The organism is Streptomyces sp. NBC_01750, from assembly GCF_035918095.1.
GTDB lineage: Bacteria > Actinomycetota > Actinomycetes > Streptomycetales > Streptomycetaceae > Streptomyces.
Map to the genome: position 1 here is coordinate 5,468,912 of NZ_CP109137.1, position 19,833 is coordinate 5,488,744.

The following is a 19,833-nucleotide window of genomic DNA, read 5'->3' on the forward strand; positions in this document are numbered from 1 at the left end:
CCCGATCCCCCGCGGAAGGTCCACTTCCGCCGACCGAGAAGGTTCCTCTCACTGTGACCGTCGCAGCCGCTCGTTCCGCTGCCGTCCTGTGCGCACTGCGCCGGGCGGCGGGCGAGCGGCGTGCGCTGCAAGTGGTGCTGTTCCTCGGGGGACTTATGGCCCTCGGGTGTCTCTACGGCGGCCAGGCGCACGCGTCGGAGTCGGCGGGTATGCCGGAATCGACGGTGTCGGCCGAGACCAAGGTGAGCGTCGCGCCGCCGACCCGGCCGGCCCCGGCGCGGGAACTGCGGCGCGTGGCGGCGGACTCCGCCGACGCCCGCCCCGCCGACACGGTCGACGCCGCGAAGTCCGTGCAATCCGTGCGTCCGGGCCGACCCGGCCGGGCCGCGCAGCCCGTCCAGACCGTTCGCCGAGTGGTGAAGCCGGTCGCGGACACTGTGCGGGGCGTCGTACTGCCGGTGGCCCGGCCGCTGACCGGGGCTCTCAGCGAGACACTGAACGGGTTCCTCCCTGTGCCGCTGCCGCCTCCGGGCGACGACGCGGACCAGGGCCTCACGCCGCAGTACCCCGCCGACAGGCCCGTGGGAGACTCCGCGGACCGCTTCACGGCCGACAACCTCGCGGAGTTCGCCGTCCCTGCCCGGTGGTCCGGCGCAACAGCCACCACGGCCGGTCCGGTCGGCGGGTACGACGGTGCCTCTGGTCTCAGACAGGCCGAAGTCCGGTACGAGGGGCCCGCAACGGCACCCGCGCCGGCTCAAGTCCCCGGCAAGCCCTGCGACTCCACCCACGGCGTCCTGCAGCAGTCCGGCGAGAGTCACACACCGCGTACGGGAGACCAGCACGCGGCCACGAGCGTCTACGGCACGCCGTTCGCGCTCGTACCGGGCGCGGGCTGGGTCGCAGCCGAAACGCCGACCCGCGAACGACCGCGCGACATCCTCGAATTCCCCGGCTAGGGCAGTCCTTTCCCCCGCTCAAGACCTGCCGCGCGGGGGCGGGACAGGTCTGCCCGCCAACCGGATAGTTCCGGACAGCCGAACGAATTCGAAGGATTTGACGTAAGCATGCATAAGAACATCCGCCGATCCATAGCCGTCGCTGCCACGGCCACCGGCATGTGGGCTCTCGGGACCGCCGCGGCCAGCGCCGACGAGGTGCACGTCTCCGTTCCGCACTCCACGCCCGACGAGGCGGCCGACGCCGTCGAGGACGTCAAGGCCGTCGACGTGGTCAAGGATGCCAAGGACGCCGCCACCGTCCAGGGCGCCAAGGACGCCGCCGCCGACGCCAAGGGCACCGCAGCCGGCAGGACCGCTCAGGCCAGGGGCACGGCTACCGGCACCGCTGCCCAGGCCCGCCACTACGCCGAGGCCGGGCTCCCGGCGTACCAGGTCCCGGCCACACCCGACGCGGCCGACGTCCAGGGCGAGATCGACTACCTCTTCGGTCCGCTCGCCGACTTCGCGCCGCAGCTCGCCGAGCAGGCCCCGTCCCAGGTCCACTACGAGGCCCAGGGCGCCGTCGCCGCCGCCACTCCGCTCGCCGCCGCCGCCGCGCAGGACACCCTGCCGCCCATCGCCTACCGTGCCGTGAGCGGTGTGCTCCCGGTCGCCGGTCAGGCGGTCGGCGACGTCGACGGTTTCGCCCAGGGCGTGGTCGGTGACGTGACGCCGTTCGCAGGTGGCGTCGTGGGCGAGGTCCAGCCCCTCGCCGGTGGTGTCGCCTCCGAGGTCCAGCCCTTCGCGGGCGGGGTCGTCGGTGCGGTCCGGCCGCTCGTCGAAACCGTCGTCGACCACGCCCAGCCGGTCGTGCACGGCATCGGCGGCAGCACCGGCACCCTGGCGCAGGGCGTCGTGGCCGATGCCACGCCGTTCGCCGGTGGAGTCGCCTCCGAGGTCCAGCCGTTCGCGCAGCACGTGTACGGCACGGTCGGCTCGACGCCGCTCGCCGGCAACGCCGTCTCCGGCGTCCGGGGCGTGGCTTCCTCGACCACCCCGGGCTATGTGTCGCACCTGACGCAGGGCATCTGACCCAAGCCGGGCGACACAGACAAGCGACACGTGTGACGAAGGGCATCTGACAGGCGGGTCCGATGTTCCCGGGCGGTCCTCATTGGGGTGGGGGCCGCCCGGTCCCGTTCGCAGCCGCAATCCTGCCGCCCGTACCCAGCGGCAAGATGACCCGTGTCCGCCCCCGTGTCCACGTCCGACGCGGCCGCGCGTGCGCTCTGTGACAGGTATCACCGCTCAGGTGTGATCTGCGATTTAGGGACCTCGGGCCCACGGGGATAACCTGCGAGACGGACATGCCGCGTACTCGGACACCGTGTACGCCTCCCTCAGTGACAGCGCAGTCACGTTGCCCTTCGCGGCACGCCCACGCAGAAAACGAACCGCGAGACCACTGAAAAGGGACGGACGCGCGTGGACCTGTTCGAGTACCAGGCGAGGGACCTCTTCGCCAAGCACGGTGTACCGGTGCTGGCCGGTGAAGTCATTGACACGCCTGAGGCGGCGCGCGAGGCCACCGAGAAGCTGGGTGGCAAGTCGGTCGTCAAGGCGCAGGTGAAGGTCGGCGGCCGCGGCAAGGCCGGCGGCGTGAAGCTGGCGGCCACCCCGGACGAGGCTGTCGCCCGTGCGACGGACATTCTCGGCATGGACATCAAGGACCACACGGTCCACAAGGTGATGATCGCCGAGACTGCCCCCGAGATTGCCGAGGAGTACTACGTTTCGTACCTCCTCGACCGTACCAACCGCACCTTCCTCGCCATGGCGTCCGTCCAGGGCGGCATGGACATCGAGGAGGTCGCGGAGAAGACCCCCGAGGCCCTCGCGAAGGTTCCGGTCAACGCCGTGGACGGCGTGACGATCGAGAAGGCCCGCGAGATCGTCGCCCAGGCGCAGTTCCCGGCCGAGGTTGCCGAGCAGGTCGCCGAGGTTCTGGTGACGCTGTGGGACACCTTCGTCGCCGAGGACGCGCTCCTCGTCGAGGTCAACCCGCTCGCGAAGGTCGCCGACGGCCGCATCATCGCGCTGGACGGCAAGGTGTCTCTCGACGAGAACGCCGACTTCCGCCAGCCCGATCACGAGGCGCTCGAGGACAAGGACGCAGCCAACCCGCTCGAGGCTGCGGCCAAGGCCAAGAACCTCAACTACGTCAAGCTCGACGGCGAGGTCGGCATCATCGGCAACGGCGCGGGCCTGGTCATGTCGACCCTCGACGTCGTCGCGTACGCCGGTGAGGCGCACGGCGGTGTGAAGCCCGCCAACTTCCTCGACATCGGTGGCGGTGCCTCGGCCGAGGTCATGGCGAACGGCCTCGAGATCATTCTCGGCGACCCGGACGTGAAGTCCGTCTTCGTCAACGTCTTCGGTGGCATCACCGCGTGCGACGAGGTCGCCAATGGCATCGTCCAGGCCCTGGCACTGCTCAAGTCCAAGGGCGAGGAAGTCAACAAGCCGCTGGTCGTGCGCCTCGACGGCAACAACGCGGAGCTGGGTCGCAAGATCCTGTCCGACGCCAACCACCCGCTCGTGCAGCGCGTGGACACCATGGACGGCGCGGCCGACAAGGCCGCTGAGCTCGCGGCTGCGAAGTAAGGGACGAGGGACTCCAACACCATGGCTATCTTCCTCACCAAGGACAGCAAGGTCATCGTCCAGGGCATGACCGGCGCCACCGGCATGAAGCACACCAAGCTCATGCTCGCTGACGGCACCAACATTGTCGGCGGTGTGAACCCGCGCAAGGCCGGCACGTCCGTCGACTTCGACGGCACCGATGTGCCCGTCTTCGGCTCCGTCGCCGAGGCGATGGAGAAGACCGGCGCAAACGTCTCCGTCGTCTTCGTGCCGCCGGCCTTCGCCAAGGCCGCCGTCGTCGAGGCGATCGACGCGGAGATCGGTCTCGCGGTCGTCATCACCGAGGGCATCGCTGTCCACGACTCGGCCGCCTTCTGGGCGTACGCCGGCTCGAAGGGCAACAAGACCCGGATCATCGGTCCGAACTGCCCCGGCCTGATCACCCCCGGCCAGTCCAACGCCGGCATCATCCCGGGCGACATCACCAAGCCGGGCCGCATCGGTCTCGTGTCCAAGTCGGGCACGCTGACCTACCAGATGATGTACGAGCTCCGTGACATCGGCTTCTCCTCGGCCGTCGGCATCGGTGGCGACCCGGTCATCGGCACGACGCACATCGACGCCCTCGCGGCGTTCGAGGCCGACCCCGAGACCGACCTGATCGTCATGATCGGCGAGATCGGCGGCGACGCCGAGGAGCGTGCGGCCGACTACATCGCCAAGAACGTGACCAAGCCGGTCGTCGGCTACGTCGCGGGCTTCACGGCGCCCGAGGGCAAGACCATGGGCCACGCCGGCGCCATCGTCTCCGGCTCCTCCGGCACCGCGCAGGCGAAGAAGGAGGCCCTCGAGGCCGCGGGCGTCAAGGTCGGCAAGACGCCGACCGAGACGGCCAAGCTGGCACGCGCGATCCTCGCCGGCTGACCTTCGCGACAACGCAGTACGCACAGCAGTGCGCAGTACGTACGAGTGGGCCCGCTCCTCCTGGTGAGGTGCGGGCCCACTCGCGTACCGGCGGCTATCGGGTCTGGGGTGCGAGTCGACCGGGACCGTTCGCGAGCGCGGAGCGGAGCTTCTTGCGCAGCTCCGTGTCCAGGTGGGACAGCGGCTGCGGTCCGCCGCGCCCCGGTACGCCGTCGACCTGCCGGCCGGGAGCGATCGGCGGCTCGTACCGTGTCGGCGCGGTGACCAGGGTGAAAGCCGTGGCGCTCACGATCAGCGTGGTCACGGCGATGGCCGCCCGCGTCCAGAACCGGGCCCGGCGCTCACTGCCCGTCCGCACGGTATCGGCGGGAGGCATCTGCGGTACCAGCCCTTCGCGGGCGAGATCGGTGAGCCGCTCGTGAAGCACCGACCCCTTGCTGAGCTCCGGGAGCAGCTCGGCGATGGCCGCCCGTGCGTGAAGCACCCGGCTTGCCGTGGCCGGGGTGCTGGCCTCGGTCTCGGCCGCGGTTTCCGGCAGGCCGAGGCCCAGTCCGTCGTAGAGCAGCAGCGTGCGGCGGTACGGCGGCGGCAGCTCCAGCAGCGCGTCGAGCAGGGCGCGACGGCCCGGCTCGGTGGGCGGCCGGCAATCGGGTCGGCTGTGGGTGCGCAGGAGCCGGTGCCAGGGCGACATGGCGTACTCGTACGCGACGGCCCGCACCCAGCCCGCGGGGTCCCCGTCGCACGCGACCTCGGGCCAGTGCTGCCAGGCGAGGTGGAACGCGCGCTCGACCGACTCGTGGGAGAGCCGGCGCCGACCGGTGAGCAGGTAGGTCTGGCGTACGAGAGCGGGGGCGACGTACGAGTACAGCGCGTCGAATGCTTCGGCGGGGGTGAGCTCGACGCGCGGCGGTGGCGGGGGCGGCGGCGGGCCCTGCTGGGGGGCGTCGCCCGCGGCGGGTGCCGAGCTGAGGGTGGTGCCGGCTCCGTCGCCGCCGTCCCGGGCCGGGTCCCAGGACAGGGCTTCGGCGGTGAGCGCCGGTACCGGGATGTGCGCCTCGGGGCGGGGCGGCAGCACCGGCTGCGCCTCGGCCGCGCGATGGCCGACGGGCACCGGCCGGGTGCCGGCGCCGGTCCGCTCGGTGAGGTCCGGGGCCTGAGAGGCGGGTTCTGCCCCGGGGGCCGTCGTCGTGGCGGACCATTCCTCGGGCTCCGCGCCAGGGGGTGCCAGCAGCTCTGCGTACACCTCGCGCCTGCGCCCCCGCGGGCTGGTGCGGCCGGCCTCCCAGGACCTGATCGTCGCGCTTCTCACGCCGACGGCCACGGCGACCTGCTCCTCGCTCAGGGACTTCGCCTCGCGCAGCGTGCGCCGTTCCTCGGGGGTGGGCAGTGGGGCGGCGGAAGTGGAACGTGGGGTGCGCTCAGTCATCAGGGGCTCTCCGCAGTGCTGCACTCGGCGGAAAAAGTACATAAACGTATATTGAGCGACACAGCGGCTATTCGCCTGTTACGCGGTTGAAGCGCGTGTCGTTGGCAGCATGGCCGCGTGACCCCGATGACCGATCACAGCCCGTCGCTGCCGCAGACCCCCGCTGCCGTGCAAGGCGGCCGGCTGGAAGCGCTCGCCGCGTCCTTCGTGCGCGGCGCGACCGCGGCGGGGCTCGGGCTCGGCGCGCTCGCCGTTCTCGTGATGGTGCTGTGGGTCAGCTCCCCGTACCCGGACAGCGGTCCGGCAGGGGCGCTGCATGTCGCGGCCGGGCTGTGGCTGCTGGCACATGGCACGGAGCTCGTACGGTCCGGCACGCTGTCCGGGAGCCCGGCGCCGGTGGGTGTGGTGCCGCTGTTCCTGGTCGTGCTGCCGGTCTGGCTCACACACCGGGCGGCTCGGGACGCGCTCGACCAGGACAGGGGACGCCCGCGACCGTCCGCGCGGGGTGCGCTGTGCGCGGTGACCGCGGGATATCTGCTGGTCGGCGCGGGGGCGGTGCTGTACGCGGCGGGCGGTCCGCTGGCGGCTGACCCGCTGAGCGCGCTGTTCCATCTGCCTGTGGTGACTGTGCTGTCGGCGGTGGCCGGCGTGTGGACGGCGAGCGGACGGCCGCTCCGGCCGCTGCCCGCAGGGCTGCCGGAACGGGTACGGCTGGAACTCGCCCGCCCCCGGGTGGCCGTCGCGCTGCGGTCCGCGGCGGCCGGATCGCTGACCTTGCTGGGCGGCGGCGCGCTGCTGGTCGCGGCATCGCTGGTGTGGCACGCGGACGCCACGCAGGACTCGTATCTGCGCCTCGCGGAGGAGTGGTCGGGCCGACTGGCGGTGCTGCTGCTGGGGCTCGCGCTGGTCCCGAACGCGGCGGTCTGGGGCGCGGCATACGGCCTCGGTCCCGGTTTCGCACTCGGTACGGGCGCGACGGCGATGCCACTGGCGCTGGCCGGGGATCCCGCGCTGCCGTACTTCCCGCTGCTCGCCGCGGTCCCGTCGAAGGGGCCTGGCACGCCGCTGAACTGGGCGGCGGTGGTGGTGCCGGTCGCCGCGGGGGCGGTCATCGCGTGGTTCACGGGGAGGGCGGCGGCGCTGCGGTACGCGGAACGGGAGGAGGTGTGGGGCTGCCGCGAGACCGCGCTGACGGCACTGCTCGGGGCGACTGGATGCGCGGCCTGCACAGCGATCCTGACGGCGGCGTCGGGCGGCTCGATGGGTACGCGGGCACTGGTGGAGTTCGGCCCGGTGTGGTGGCTCACGGGCCCGGCGGCGCTGCTCTGGTCGGCGGGGATCGGAGTGCCGGTGGCGCTGGGGCTGCGGGCGTGGCGGTTGCGGGGGCGACGGGGCGAGGCGGATGCGCCGGTTTCGGTTCCCGCTCCCGCTTCCGCTCCGGTCTCGGTTGCGGTTCCGGCGGAGGTGATGCCTGCCGCGGAGGTCCTCGAGCCGACGGAGCCCGAGGACCCGGCCTTGGAGGCGTACGACGTCCTGCCGACGGGCTCGTGGAGTGAGAGGGGCGAGCGGGAGGCGCGGCGGGCGGCGCTGAAGGAGGCGTCGGGGGGTCTGCTGGCGGAGTTCCCGCCGATGCGGATGCCGGAGCCGCCGGCCGCACCGGGGGATGTGCCACCAGCCGCAACGGAGCCGCCGGATAAGCCGGAGCGGGGTGCAACGGAGCAGCCGGAGCGGGGTGCAACGGAGCAGCCGGAGCAGCCCGAGAAGCCGGAGAAGCCGGGCGCAACGGAGAAGCCGGGGGAACCGGGGGAGTCTGAGAAGCCCGGGGAGCCGTAGCACGGCGTCCCCAGCCCTGCCCCCTTCCGGAGGCTGGGGGCAGGAGTGCCCGGCCGCGGCGGCATTGGCGCCGCAGCGCGACAAGGCGGGCACACGCGTGGCCCCCACCCCCGACAGGGGGCAGGGGCCAAAGAAACCGCGCGGTCGGCGGCCGCTACTCCTGGATGCCGATCACTCCGCGGAGCGGGTCCGGAAGGAGATCGTTGCAGGCCAGTTGGCCCGACTTGGTCAGCGCGTCGTTCACGCAGGTGTAGTAGTCGCGGTAGACCAGCTGTGCCGTGAACGACGCCGCGACGAGCACCAGCGCGATGCTCGCCATCACCAGACCGCTCACCGCCGCCGTGATCTGCGGTTTGCCCGGAGTCGCGGATGGTGCCGGCGCAGAAGGTCCAGGAGATGTCATGGCGTCCGGCGCGCGGCGCTGGGGCTTGGCGCGCAGGGAGCTGATGCTCCAGTACAGCGCCAGCGCGCCGAGCAGCAGCGCGATCTCCGGGAGGTCGAACAGCGCGAAGAAGAACGCCCACATGCCGGACAGCAGGGCATAGCGCGCGCGGCGCTGGGCCGGGTCCGTCGGGTCCCACTTCAGGCCGCCGGGGGAGCCGCCGTCAGGGCCCTGCTGGCCGCCGCCCTGGCCGTTCTGGCCGTTCTGGCCGCTCGGGCGGCCGCCGAAGCCGCCGCCCGAAGAGCGGCCGGGCTGGCGGCTGCTCCACCGGCTGCCCCAGCCGGAACGGTCGGAATCGTCGCCACGGTCGTCCGGCGAATCGGAGGAGGACGAGGAGGAATCGTCGGACGAGCCGTCGGACGAGCCGTCGTTCGCCGGCCGCCGCGGCTGCCAGGGCTGGTCCGGCCTGCCCTCCGGCGGCGGCGCGAAGGGATTGTTGTCATCCGTGGACTGGCGCTCCCGCGGCAACAGGAGGTCCTTACGGCGGCGTCGGTCCGGCATCTGGTGAATGTCTTCCCCTCAGACCCAGCGCACATGGGGTCTTGTGTCGTCTTCCCCGTCAAGGGACGGGGCCTGTCCCCTGACGCTACCTCCCGGCCACGCCCCCGTCCCGTGGGGGCCGTTCTGTGTGCCGGTATCGTTGCTGACGGTCGGCCCCTTCGTAGAGTTCCCCGTATCCGGGAGCGCGATTCGTTTGTACGACCACACAAAGACGTACAGCAACGCGAGAAAGAGACCCGCCGTGGCCTCCCCGCCCCCCTCCGCCCGACCGGCCCGCCTCGTGGTCCTGGTCTCCGGCTCCGGAACGAATCTCCAGGCCCTGCTCGATGCGATCGCCGACGATCCGCAGGGCTTCGGCGCCCGCATCGTCGCCGTCGGTGCCGACCGGGGCGGGATCGCCGGTCTGGAGCGCGCCGAGCGCGCCGGGCTGCCGACCTTTGTGTGCCGGGTCAAGGACTACGGGACGCGCGACGCGTGGGACACCGCACTCACCGAGGCAACCGCGGCGTTCGAACCGGATCTCGTCATCTCGGCCGGCTTCATGAAGATCGTGGGGAAGGAATTCCTCGCCCGCTTCGGTGGCCGCTGTGTCAATACGCATCCCGCCCTGCTGCCCAGCTTTCCCGGAGCCCACGGAGTGCGCGACGCGCTCGCGTACGGCTCGAAGGTCACCGGGTGCACCGTCCACTTCGTCGACGACGGCGTCGACACCGGCCCGATCATCGCGCAGGGCGTGGTCGAGGTGCGGGACGAGGACGATGAAGCCGCTCTCCATGAGCGGATCAAGGAAATCGAGCGACGGCTGCTCGTCGAGGTCGTGGGGCGTCTGGCCCGTAACGGCTACCGCATTGAGGGACGAAAGGTAGTTTTCCCGTGACTGTTGAGGCTGCGAAGCGGGCCATCCGGCGAGCGCTGGTCAGTGTTTATGACAAGACGGGTCTGGAGGAGCTCGCCCGTGGGCTGCACGAGGCGGGTGTGGAGCTGGTTTCCACCGGCTCGACCGCCGCGAAGATCGCCGCGGCCGGAGTGCCGGTCACCAAGGTCGAGGAGCTCACCGGCTTCCCCGAGTGCCTGGACGGCCGGGTCAAGACCCTGCACCCGCGCGTGCACGCCGGGATCCTCGCCGACCTGCGGCTCGAGTCGCACCGCGAACAGCTTGCCGAGCTCGGCGTGGAGCCATTCGGCCTCGTGGTCGTCAACCTCTACCCGTTCCGGGAGACCGTCGCCTCGGGCGCCTCTCCCGACGAGTGTGTCGAGCAGATCGACATCGGCGGCCCGTCGATGGTCCGCGCCGCCGCCAAGAACCACCCCTCCGTCGCGGTCGTGACCAGCCCCGCGCGGTACGCGGATGTCCTCGATGCGGTCAAGGAGGGCGGCTTCGATCTGACCGCCCGCAAGCGGCTCGCCGCCGAGGCCTTCCAGCACACCGCCGCGTACGACGTGGCCGTCGCCTCCTGGTTCGCCTCCTCCTACGCGCCCGCCGACGATTCGGTCCTCCCCGACTTCCTGGGCGCGACCTTCGAGCGCACGAACGTGCTTCGCTACGGCGAGAACCCGCACCAGGCCGCGGCGCTGTACTCCAACGGCAATGGTGGCCTCGCCGACGCGGAACAGCTGCACGGCAAGGAGATGTCGTACAACAACTACGTCGACACGGAGGCGGCCCGGCGCGCGGCGTACGACCACGACGAGCCCTGTGTCGCGATCATCAAGCACGCCAACCCGTGCGGCATCGCGGTCGGCGTGGATGTCGCCGAAGCGCACCGCAAGGCGCACGCCTGCGACCCGCTGTCGGCGTTCGGCGGGGTCATCGCCGTCAACCGGCCGGTCACCGTCGCGCTTGCCGAGCAGGTCGCCGAGATCTTCACCGAGGTCATCGTGGCTCCGGCGTACGAGGACGGCGCCGTCGAGGTGCTGGCCCGCAAGAAGAACATTCGCGTGCTGCGTTGCACGGGCTCCCCGGCGGCCCCCGTCGAACTCCGGCCCATCGAGGGCGGCGCGCTGCTGCAGATCAAGGACCGCCTGCAGGCGGACGGCGACGACCCGGCGAACTGGACGCTGGCGACGGGTGAGGCGCTGTCGGCGGACGAGCTGGCCGAGCTCTCCTTCGCGTGGCGGGCCTGCCGCGCGGTCAAGTCCAACGCGATCCTGCTGGCCAAGGACCGCGCGTCGGTCGGTGTCGGCATGGGCCAGGTCAACCGAGTCGACTCCGCGAAGCTCGCGGTGGAACGGGCCGGCGCCGAGCGCGCGGAGGGTTCGTACGCCGCGTCCGACGCGTTCTTCCCGTTCCCGGACGGCCTGGAGATCCTGACCGCCGCGGGCATCAAGGCAGTGGTGCAGCCGGGCGGTTCGGTCCGTGACGAGCAGGTCGTCGAGGCCGCGAAGAAGGCGGGAGTGACGATGTACTTCACGGGGACGCGGCACTTCTTCCACTGAGCAGCCGACGTCCACTGAGCAGCCGACGTAAAAGGCCGCGTCCCGAAGTGGGGACGCGGCCTTTGCCGTACAGCTGGTCAGCAGGTGGCTCAGGCGCGCTGACGGGTGAACCAGGCGCTGCCATCGGACTTGCCGACGAAGACGGCGATCAGGATGGCGAGGACGGTGTGCACCAGACCGACGAGGACGAACGGGTAGATGCCCAGGATCGCCGTGATGACGCCGAAGACCAGTGCGGTGATACGGATGCCGTTGCCGCCGCTGCTGAACTTGACGCCGAGCACGATCGCGAGGATTCCCCACGCCAGGATGAGGAAGGCGATGGCCCACACCGCACCGACCGACATGTCGGCGATCTGCTGGAACTGGACGTCGTCCCGCAGCGCGGGGTCGTCCTTCGCCTTGTTGAGGCCGACGGCGCCCATCGCCGCGAAGATCGCGCCGATCACCTGGAAGCCGGCGATGATGAAGAGCATCACGCGGGCCGCCTTCACGCCGCCCGGCATCTCCGTCGGACCGGCCGCGAAGCCGCCGGCGCCGTACGGCTGGACCGGCGGTGCCTGGGGGTAGCCGTAACCGGGCTGGCCCTGAGGCTGCTGACCCTGGGGATAGCCGTAGCCCGGCTGACCGCCCTGCTGCTGGCCGTAGGGATTGTTCGGGTCGCCGAAGCTCATTACGGGATTCCTCCGTTGAAAAGTGCGGGGACGATGCGGTCCGAGCGGAGGAACGTAACGAAATATGCGGTTTGCCCCCCAACACTGCCGCGGTACTGCGCGGCACATCGTGGTCTTAACATCGACTTTTTGTCCAGTCGGTATTCGTATGTGTTGTGCAAGTGCAATCTCCCGGTCGCGTCGGCCGGGGGGTGGGGCGCCGGTGTGATGCGGGCCGCAGCGGCGGAGCGATCAGGACCGAATTGGAACAGTGGCGGGTCCATCCGCGAGGATGGGTCCATGACCGCCCAGATTCTCGATGGCAAGGCCACCGCAGCCGCGATCAAGTCCGACCTGACCGCCCGCGTGGCGGCGCTCAAGGAGAGGGGCATCACCCCCGGTCTCGGGACCCTGCTTGTCGGGGACGACCCGGGCAGCCGCTGGTACGTCAACGGCAAGCACCGCGACTGCGCGCAGGTCGGCATCGCCTCGATCCAGCGCGAACTGCCCGACACCGCCACGCAGGAAGAGATCGAGGCGGTCGTCCGGGAACTCAACGACAACCCCGAGTGCACGGGCTACATCGTCCAGCTGCCGCTTCCCAAGGGCATCGACGCCAACCGCGTCCTGGAGCTGATGGACCCGGCCAAGGACGCGGACGGGCTGCACCCGATGAGCCTCGGCAAGCTGGTGCTCGGTGTGGAGGGCCCGCTGCCGTGCACTCCGTACGGCATCGTCCAGTTGCTCCGGCATCACGGCGTCGAGATCAACGGCGCGAATGTGGTGGTCGTGGGCCGCGGGATCACCATCGGGCGGCCGATGCCGCTGGTGCTGACCCGTAAGTCCGAGAACGCGACGGTGACGCAGTGCCACACCGGTACGCGCGATCTGTCCGCGCATCTGCGGCAGGCGGACATCATCGTGGCCGCGGCCGGCGTCCCGCACCTGGTCAAGCCGGAAGACGTCAAGCCGGGTGCGGCGGTACTCGACGTCGGTGTCAGCCGCGACGAGAACGGCAAGATCGTCGGAGACGTCCACCCGGGCGTCGCCGAGGTGGCCGGCTGGGTCGCCCCGAACCCGGGCGGCGTCGGCCCGATGACCCGCGCGCAGCTGCTGGTCAACGTTGTCGAGGCGGCGGAGCGCGCCGCGGTCGCCGTCGCGGGCTGACCGGGAAGGCTGAGCCCATGGGCGTACGCACGAACGACGGAGCCGACGCGGCGGAGCCGTGGGGCGCCGGCGCGAACCCGAACGGGGCAGGGATGCGTGGGGACGAGGTGGATACGGCGGCCGCCCTCAGGAGGGCGTCCTCAGCAGAGGACGGGACGTCCCGGCCGGACGCCGACGGCGCCGGCCCACAGCCGGCGGCCGACGCTGCCGCCGCGGACAGCGGACCCCGTCCGGACATCGACGCCGCCTCCCCGAAGCCGGAGGCCCCGGACGCCGCTGCCGCCGCCGTGATCGCCAATGCCGTCCACCCCCGCCATGCCGGCCCGGACACGAGCGGCCCGGAGTCGAGCGGCCCTGACACCTCCGGCCCTGACACCACCGGCCCGGTCGCCGACACCGCGTCCGCGACAGGGGCCGCCGACCAGGGGGTCCGCCCCGACGCCGGCAAGAAGCCCTCCCGCCGGCCCCCCTCCCTCACCCGCGACACCGCACGGCCCGAGGGCGGCGGACGGGCGGCGCCCGGGGACGCTTCCGCGCCCGCCCGGCAGTGGCCCCTGCTCACCGTCCTGGCCCTCGCCGGTCTCGGCCTGGTGATCGTCGGCAGCGACGGCTTCGCCGACGCCTTCCGGGTGGGGACCATCCTGATCGGCGTGGCGCTGATCACCGGCGCCGTGATGCGCCGCACCCTGCCCTCCGTCGGCATGCTCGCGGTGCGCTCGCGCTTCACGGACATGGTCACGTACGGACTGCTCGGCACCCTGATCGTGCTGCTCGCGCTCGTGGCCCAGCCGAAGCCGTGGCTCGACGTCCCGTTCCTCGAGGACGCCGTCCACTTCACCGTCCGTTAGTCGCGACGTTCGAGTATCTTGATGACGAGATAAATCGGCGGGGCCCCAGACGCGACATCGCGGGCATCGCCGACCCCAGCCGATGCGCGTGAGAGGGACGTTCCACCTCATGGCCAAGATCAAGGTAGCCAACCCCGTCGTCGAGCTCGACGGCGACGAGATGACCCGCATCATCTGGTCCTTCATCAAGGACAAGCTGATCCTGCCGTACCTCGATGTCGAGCTGAAGTACTTCGACCTGGGCATCGAGCACCGCGACGCCACCAACGACCAGGTGACCGTCGACGCCGCCAACGCCATCGAGAAGTACGGCGTCGGCGTCAAGTGCGCCACGATCACGCCGGACGAGCAGCGGGTCGAGGAGTTCAACCTCAAGGCGATGTACCGCTCGCCGAACGGCACCATCCGCAACATCCTCGGCGGCGTCATCTTCCGTGAGCCGATCATCATGGAGAACGTGCCGCGGCTCGTCCCTGGCTGGACCAAGCCGATCGTCGTCGGCCGTCACGCCTTCGGCGACCAGTACCGTGCCACCGACCTGAAGGTTCCGGGCCCGGGCACCCTCACCATGACGTTCACTCCGAAGGACGGCTCCGAGCCGATCGAGCTGGAGGTCCACGAGTTCCCGGGCCCCGGTGTCGCCCTCGGCATGTACAACCACGACGAGTCGATCCGCGACTTCGCGCGCGCCTCGTTCCGGTACGGCCTGGCCCGTGAGTACCCGGTCTACATGTCCACGAAGAACACGATCCTCAAGAAGTACGACGGCCGTTTCAAGGACATCTTCCAGGAGATCTTCGACGCCGAGTTCAAGGCCGAGTTCGACGCCAAGGGCCTCACCTACGAGCACCGCCTGATCGACGACATGGTCGCCGCGGCGCTCAAGTGGGAGGGCGGCTATGTCTGGGCCTGCAAGAACTACGACGGCGACGTCCAGTCCGACATCGTCGCGCAGGGCTTCGGCTCGCTCGGCCTGATGACCTCGGTTCTGATGTCGCCCGACGGCAGGACCATCGAGGCCGAGGCGGCGCACGGCACGGTCACCCGCCACTACCGCCGGCACCAGCAGGGCAAGGCGACCTCGACCAACCCGATCGCCTCGATCTTCGCCTGGACCCGTGGTCTCGCCCACCGCGGCAAGCTGGACGGCACCCCCGAGGTCATCAGGTTCGCCGAGACGCTCGAGCAGGTCTGTGTCGACACGGTCGAGAGCGGCCAGATGACCAAGGACCTGGCGCTGCTCATCTCCAAGGACACCCCGTGGCTGACCACGGAGCAGTTCCTGGACGCTCTCGACGCCAACCTGCGGAAGAGGATGACGTCCGGCTGAGCCCTCAGGTCCGGCCGAGCCCCGGGCAGCCGGCACCGAACACCGACGGCGCCCGTCCTCTCCCCCGAGGGAGGACGGGCGCCGTCGTGCGTCAAGAGTCATGGACGCGCCAACCGCGTTTCAAGGGACGCCTGGCGCCTGTGGCATGGAAGTGACCATTCCGCCACGGTGCGATCGTTGGGCTACGGATGCGAGACTGAAGCGGCATCCGGGGCGGGGCGTGCAGGGGGGCGCGCCAACCGCACCGAGTGCTCCCGTGCACACCAAAAACAGGAACTGACATCCTGGCTCTGCGCATCCCACTGGGTAGTCCGGAACACGGACGCCCGAAGGGCACGGCGGGGGGCCGGGACAGCGCGGGGCATATCAGGCACGTTCGGGGGACAAGGGGGAGGCAATGCCTCGTTGGAAGGCACTACCGGAGGAGCTGGACCCGCAGGTCCGGGAGTTCACCAGCCAGCTCCGTCGGCTCGTCGACCGCAGTGGGCTGAACCTTGCCGCGGTCGCGGACCGCACCGGGTACAGCAAGACGTCGTGGGAGCGGTATCTGAACGGCCGGCTGCTCGCGCCCAAGGGGGCGATCGTCGCGCTGGCGGAGGTGACCGGTACGAACACGCTCCATCTGACCACGATGTGGGAGCTGGCGGAGCGTGCCTGGAGCCGCTCCGAGATGCGCCACGACATGACCATGGAAGCGATACGGATCTCTCAGGCGCGGGCTGCGCTCGGGGAGTTCGGCCCGGCCCCGGCGGGCACCGCGAACGGCCGCTCGGGCGGCCGGACGGCCGCGCCGGCGGATCCGGCCGGCCCGGAGGCCGGGGCGTTCAGGACCGATGAGCAGCGCCGTCCGCGGGTACCGGTTCAGCCCGGCCCCGACCATCACGGCTCGCCCGGCCACCAGGGACCGCCCGGCCACCAGGGCCCGCCGATGTCACCGCCGAGCGCACCTTCCGGCCCCACCGCATCCCCCGACCAGGGACGCGGAAAGCGCAGGGTGACCATGTTCCTGGCCGGCGTGGTCGGCGCGCTGCTGGTGATAGCCGCGGCCGTGCTCCTGACCGACCTCGGCGGCGACGGCGACGGCAAGAGCGCGGCCAAGACGCCGTCGGCCACGCCGACTACCAGCAGCCCGCCGCTGCCGGCCGGTGTGAAGTGCAGCGGCGACGACTGCACGGGCCAGGACCCGGAGGCCATGGGCTGCGGTGGAGAGTTCGCCAAGACCGTCTCCAGCGCGACCGTCGGCAAGGCGCTGGTCGAGGTCCGGTACAGCAAGACCTGCCAGGCGGCCTGGGCCCGCATCACTCAGGCGGCCCCCGGCGACACGGTGCAGATAACCGTGGGCGGCAAAGGCGCGCAGAACGGCCTGGTGAACGGGGACAAGGACGCCTACACGCCCATGACCGCGGCCGCGGCGCCGGCCGAGGTGAAGGCGTGCGCGACGCTGAAGACGGGGACGACGGGCTGCACCGGGCAGCAGTGAGCGCTGGGGTGAGCCGCGCGGGACTGCACAGCGACTGCGGGCGCTTCAGCGGCGCCTGAGCCTGCGTGTGAGCGGCTGTGAGCCGTGCGTGAGCCGCGCCACAAGGGGGCGGGGGATCGCGGGGTCGCGGGTCCGATAGCCTGACGCTGGATGTCTCTTCACGTCAAGATTCAGAAGACGGGCGAAGGGGTGTCCAGCACCAGGGGCAGGGCCCCACCGCCAGCTGTCTTACGGAGATCGCCATGACCCGCACTCCCGTGAATGTCACCGTGACCGGCGCGGCCGGCCAGATCGGCTACGCGCTGCTCTTCCGCATCGCCTCCGGCCACCTGCTCGGCGCGGATGTGCCGGTCGCCCTTCGGCTCCTCGAGATCCCGCAGGGCCTGAAGGCCGCCGAGGGCACCGCGATGGAGCTTGAGGACTGCGCCTTCCCGCTGTTGAGCGGCATTGAGATCACGGACGACCCGAACGTCGCCTTCGACGGAGCCAACGTGGCCCTGCTGGTCGGCGCCCGTCCGCGTACGAAGGGCATGGAGCGCGGCGACCTCCTCTCCGCCAACGGCGGCATCTTCAAGCCGCAGGGCAAGGCCATCAACGACAACGCCGCGGACGACATCAAGGTCCTCGTCGTCGGCAACCCGGCCAACACCAACGCGCTCATCGCGCAGGCCGCAGCCCCGGACGTACCGGCCGAGCGCTTCACCGCGATGACCCGCCTCGACCACAACCGCGCGATCTCCCAGCTCGCGAAGAAGACCGGCGCCCCGGTCTCCGAGATCCGCCGCCTCACCATCTGGGGCAACCACTCCGCGACCCAGTACCCGGACATCTTCCACGCCGAGGTGGCGGGCAAGAACGCCGCCGAGGTCGTGAACGACGAGCAGTGGCTCGCCGACACCTTCATCCCGACCGTCGCCAAGCGCGGCGCCGCGATCATCGAGGCCCGTGGCGCGTCCTCGGCCGCCTCGGCCGCGAACGCCGCGATCGACCACGTCCACACCTGGGTCAACGGCACCGCGGAGGGCAACTGGACGTCCATGGGCATCCCGTCGGACGGCTCGTACGGCGTCCCGGAGGGCCTGATCTCGTCGTTCCCGGTCACCACGAAGAACGGCAAGTACGAGATCGTCCAGGGCCTGGAGATCAACGACTTCTCGCGTGCGCGCATCGACGCGTCGGTGAAGGAGCTGGAGGAGGAGCGCGCGGCGGTCCGCGAGCTCGGCCTCATCTGATCCGTACGCCTCACGTACGTATCTGACGCCCCCGGCAGCCGACTGGCCGCCGGGGGCGTTTGTTCTGTCGGTGGAACCCACCGGGGGCACCACATCCGGGCCCGCGGCGTCCAGGCGGCCATGGGCGGCCCGCATGTGACGTCGCTCTCCCCTGGGAGGCGGCGCGGACGCGCTGATCCGCAGACGCCGGGTGGTACGAGCGATACCGATGCTGGAGCGGACGCCGGCGGCGTCCAGGAAGCCGGACCGACCGCCCCCCGGAGGAGTCGCGGCCGTCGAGCCGACCGCCCTCCGGGGGAGTCGCGGCCGGCGGGCTCACCGCATCTTTCAAGGCCGGAGTACACCTGCCCAGCCGCGGCAAAGTGATACGGGCAACTTTGAGACATCCAATGCGCATGCTTTCCGATCCCCTGGGCAGGCGACCCGTCCGCCGGCTATCACCGGCGTGAAACATTTCGGGAACGGAAGGCGAAACGCGACGTGTCGGCACAACAGACCATCCACGTGGGCGGAGAGTGGCGCGCAGCCGCATCCGGCGCCACGCGCGAGATACTCGACCCCGCTGACGCGACCGTCTTCGCCGTCGTGGCGGAGGGCGGGACCGAGGACACCGACGCCGCGATCGCCGCCGCGCGTACCGCATTCGACCAGGGCGAGTGGCCGCGCACCCCCGTCGCCGAGCGTGCCGCGCTGCTGCGGCGCGTCGCCGAGTTGCTCCAGCGCGACCGCGAAGAGATCGGTCTGCTGGAGAGCCGGGACGCCGGAAAGACCCTCGAAGAAGGCCGCGTCGACGTCGACTGCGTGAGCGACGCCTTCCGTTACTTCGCCGATCTCGTCATGAACGAGAGCGGCGGACGGGTCGTCGACGCGGGATCCGAGGAGATACACAGTGTGGTGGTGCATGAGCCGGTCGGTGTCTGTGCGCTGATCACGCCGTGGAACTACCCACTCCTGCAAGCGAGTTGGAAGATTGCCCCGGCGCTGGCCGCGGGCAACACTTTTGTGATCAAACCCAGCGAGATCACCCCGCTGACCACCGTCGCGCTCATCGAGCTGCTCGTCGAGGCCGGACTGCCCGCCGGGGTGGCGAACATCGTCACCGGCGCGGGCGACCCCGTCGGGGCCAGGCTCGCCGAGCACCCCGATGTGGATCTGGTGTCCTTCACCGGCGGACTGTCCAGCGGTACCAAGGTGATGCGCGCCGCCGCCGACAGCGTCAAGAAGGTCGCGCTCGAGCTCGGCGGCAAGAACCCCAACCTCGTCTTCGCCGATGCGTGCGGGACGGAAGAGGGCTTCGACACTGCCGTCGATCAGGCACTCAATGCGGCTTTCATCCACAGCGGGCAGGTCTGTTCCGCCGGGTCGCGGCTCATCATCGAGGAGTCGCTGCGCGAGCGCTTCGTCGGCGAACTGGCCCGCCGCGCCGAGAAGATCCGCCTCGGGCGCGGCACCGAGACGGGCGTGGAGTGCGGGCCCCTCGTCTCGCGGCAGCAGCTCGTCAAGACCGAGGATTACGTCGCCTCCGCCCTGGCGGAGGGCGCGGTGCTGCGGGCCGGTGGAGCAAGGCCGGAGGGCGAGGGGTACGAGGGGTACTTCTACCGGCCCACCGTCCTCGACCAGTGCCACCGCGATATGCGCGTCGTACGCGAAGAAGTCTTCGGCCCCGTCCTGACCGTCGAGACCTTCCGTACGGAGGAGGAGGGCGTCGCCCTCGCCAACGACACCGAGTACGGGCTCGCAGGCGCCGTGTGGACCGCCGACCCGGGCCGGGCGCGGCGCGTCGCCGGGCGGCTGCGGCACGGGACCGTCTGGATCAACGACTTCCACCCGTATCTGCCGCAGGCCGAGTGGGGCGGATTCGGGAAGAGCGGCATCGGCCGGGAGCTGGGGCCCGCCGGGCTCGCCGAATACCGCGAGGCCAAGCACATCTACCAGAACCTGGCCCCGCGCCCCGTGCGCTGGTTCGCGGGCTGA

The 19,833-nt window shown here is 70.9% G+C and carries 16 protein-coding genes; 13 read left to right on the forward strand and 3 right to left on the reverse strand.

The genetic code is table 11. From position 1 onward, the window contains the following. Positions 1-53: 53 nt before the first annotated feature. From OG966_RS24900 to sucD, 4 genes are all read left to right on the forward strand, one after another. Positions 54-959, forward strand: coding sequence for a hypothetical protein (locus OG966_RS24900; protein ID WP_326652054.1), 906 nt, complete (start codon positions 54-56; stop codon positions 957-959). A 108-nt stretch (positions 960-1,067) separates the two neighbouring features. Next, complete coding sequence (locus OG966_RS24905) at positions 1,068-2,033, forward strand: hypothetical protein (RefSeq protein WP_326652055.1); 966 nt, start codon at positions 1,068-1,070, stop codon at positions 2,031-2,033. A gap of 393 nt (positions 2,034-2,426) precedes the next feature. Next, on the forward strand, positions 2,427-3,605 hold the full coding sequence (gene sucC / locus OG966_RS24910; RefSeq protein ID WP_326652056.1) for an ADP-forming succinate--CoA ligase subunit beta: 1,179 nt from the start codon (positions 2,427-2,429) through the stop codon (positions 3,603-3,605). A gap of 21 nt (positions 3,606-3,626) precedes the next feature. After that, positions 3,627-4,511 carry a succinate--CoA ligase subunit alpha gene (gene sucD, locus OG966_RS24915; protein WP_326652057.1) on the forward strand — a complete coding sequence of 295 codons (885 nt, stop codon included), beginning with the start codon at positions 3,627-3,629 and terminating at the stop codon, positions 4,509-4,511. 94 nt (positions 4,512-4,605) lie between these two features. Here sucD and OG966_RS24920 read toward each other — a convergent pair whose 3' ends face one another. Then, entirely contained in the window at positions 4,606-5,937 is a 1,332-nt protein-coding gene (locus OG966_RS24920; protein WP_326652058.1) for a sigma factor-like helix-turn-helix DNA-binding protein, read from the reverse strand. Between the two features lie 126 nt (positions 5,938-6,063). On the opposite strand from OG966_RS24920, the gene OG966_RS24925 reads away from it, so the two are divergent. Continuing rightward, on the forward strand, positions 6,064-7,770 hold the full coding sequence (locus tag OG966_RS24925; RefSeq protein ID WP_326655353.1) for a cell division protein PerM: 1,707 nt from the start codon (positions 6,064-6,066) through the stop codon (positions 7,768-7,770). A 154-nt stretch (positions 7,771-7,924) separates the two neighbouring features. Here OG966_RS24925 and OG966_RS24930 read toward each other — a convergent pair whose 3' ends face one another. Next, entirely contained in the window at positions 7,925-8,713 is a 789-nt protein-coding gene (locus OG966_RS24930) for a hypothetical protein (RefSeq protein ID WP_326652059.1), read from the reverse strand. 241 nt (positions 8,714-8,954) lie between these two features. Between OG966_RS24930 and purN the strand changes: the two genes are divergently transcribed. Beyond that, entirely contained in the window at positions 8,955-9,590 is a 636-nt protein-coding gene (purN, locus tag OG966_RS24935) for a phosphoribosylglycinamide formyltransferase (protein ID WP_326652061.1), read from the forward strand. Beyond that, complete coding sequence (purH, locus tag OG966_RS24940) at positions 9,587-11,149, forward strand: bifunctional phosphoribosylaminoimidazolecarboxamide formyltransferase/IMP cyclohydrolase (protein WP_326652062.1); 1,563 nt, start codon at positions 9,587-9,589, stop codon at positions 11,147-11,149. The genes purN and purH overlap by 4 nt, the downstream gene beginning before the upstream one ends. Before the next feature lie 89 nt (positions 11,150-11,238). Here purH and OG966_RS24945 read toward each other — a convergent pair whose 3' ends face one another. Continuing rightward, positions 11,239-11,823, reverse strand: a complete 585-nt coding sequence (locus OG966_RS24945) for a hypothetical protein (protein ID WP_326652063.1) — start codon at positions 11,821-11,823, stop codon at positions 11,239-11,241. A 279-nt stretch (positions 11,824-12,102) separates the two neighbouring features. Here OG966_RS24945 and OG966_RS24950 point away from each other — a divergent pair, with 279 nt between their 5' ends. The 6 genes from OG966_RS24950 (at position 12,103) to OG966_RS24975 (ending at position 19,833) form a co-directional block, all read left to right on the forward strand. Then, a complete protein-coding gene (locus tag OG966_RS24950) occupies positions 12,103-12,969 on the forward strand; it encodes a bifunctional methylenetetrahydrofolate dehydrogenase/methenyltetrahydrofolate cyclohydrolase (RefSeq protein WP_326652064.1) in 867 nt (288 codons plus the stop codon). 17 nt (positions 12,970-12,986) lie between these two features. Continuing rightward, positions 12,987-13,817, forward strand: coding sequence for a DUF3017 domain-containing protein (locus tag OG966_RS24955; RefSeq protein WP_326652065.1), 831 nt, complete (start codon positions 12,987-12,989; stop codon positions 13,815-13,817). Positions 13,818-13,926: 109 nt separating this feature from the next. Then, positions 13,927-15,147: an NADP-dependent isocitrate dehydrogenase gene (locus tag OG966_RS24960; protein ID WP_326652066.1), complete on the forward strand. Its 1,221-nt coding sequence runs from the start codon at positions 13,927-13,929 to the stop codon at positions 15,145-15,147. Positions 15,148-15,544: 397 nt separating this feature from the next. Next, positions 15,545-16,627, forward strand: a complete 1,083-nt coding sequence (locus OG966_RS24965) for an XRE family transcriptional regulator (protein WP_326652068.1) — start codon at positions 15,545-15,547, stop codon at positions 16,625-16,627. A 242-nt stretch (positions 16,628-16,869) separates the two neighbouring features. After that, a complete protein-coding gene (locus tag OG966_RS24970) occupies positions 16,870-17,859 on the forward strand; it encodes a malate dehydrogenase (RefSeq protein ID WP_326652069.1) in 990 nt (329 codons plus the stop codon). A 480-nt stretch (positions 17,860-18,339) separates the two neighbouring features. Continuing rightward, a complete protein-coding gene (locus OG966_RS24975; RefSeq protein WP_326652070.1) occupies positions 18,340-19,833 on the forward strand; it encodes an aldehyde dehydrogenase family protein in 1,494 nt (497 codons plus the stop codon).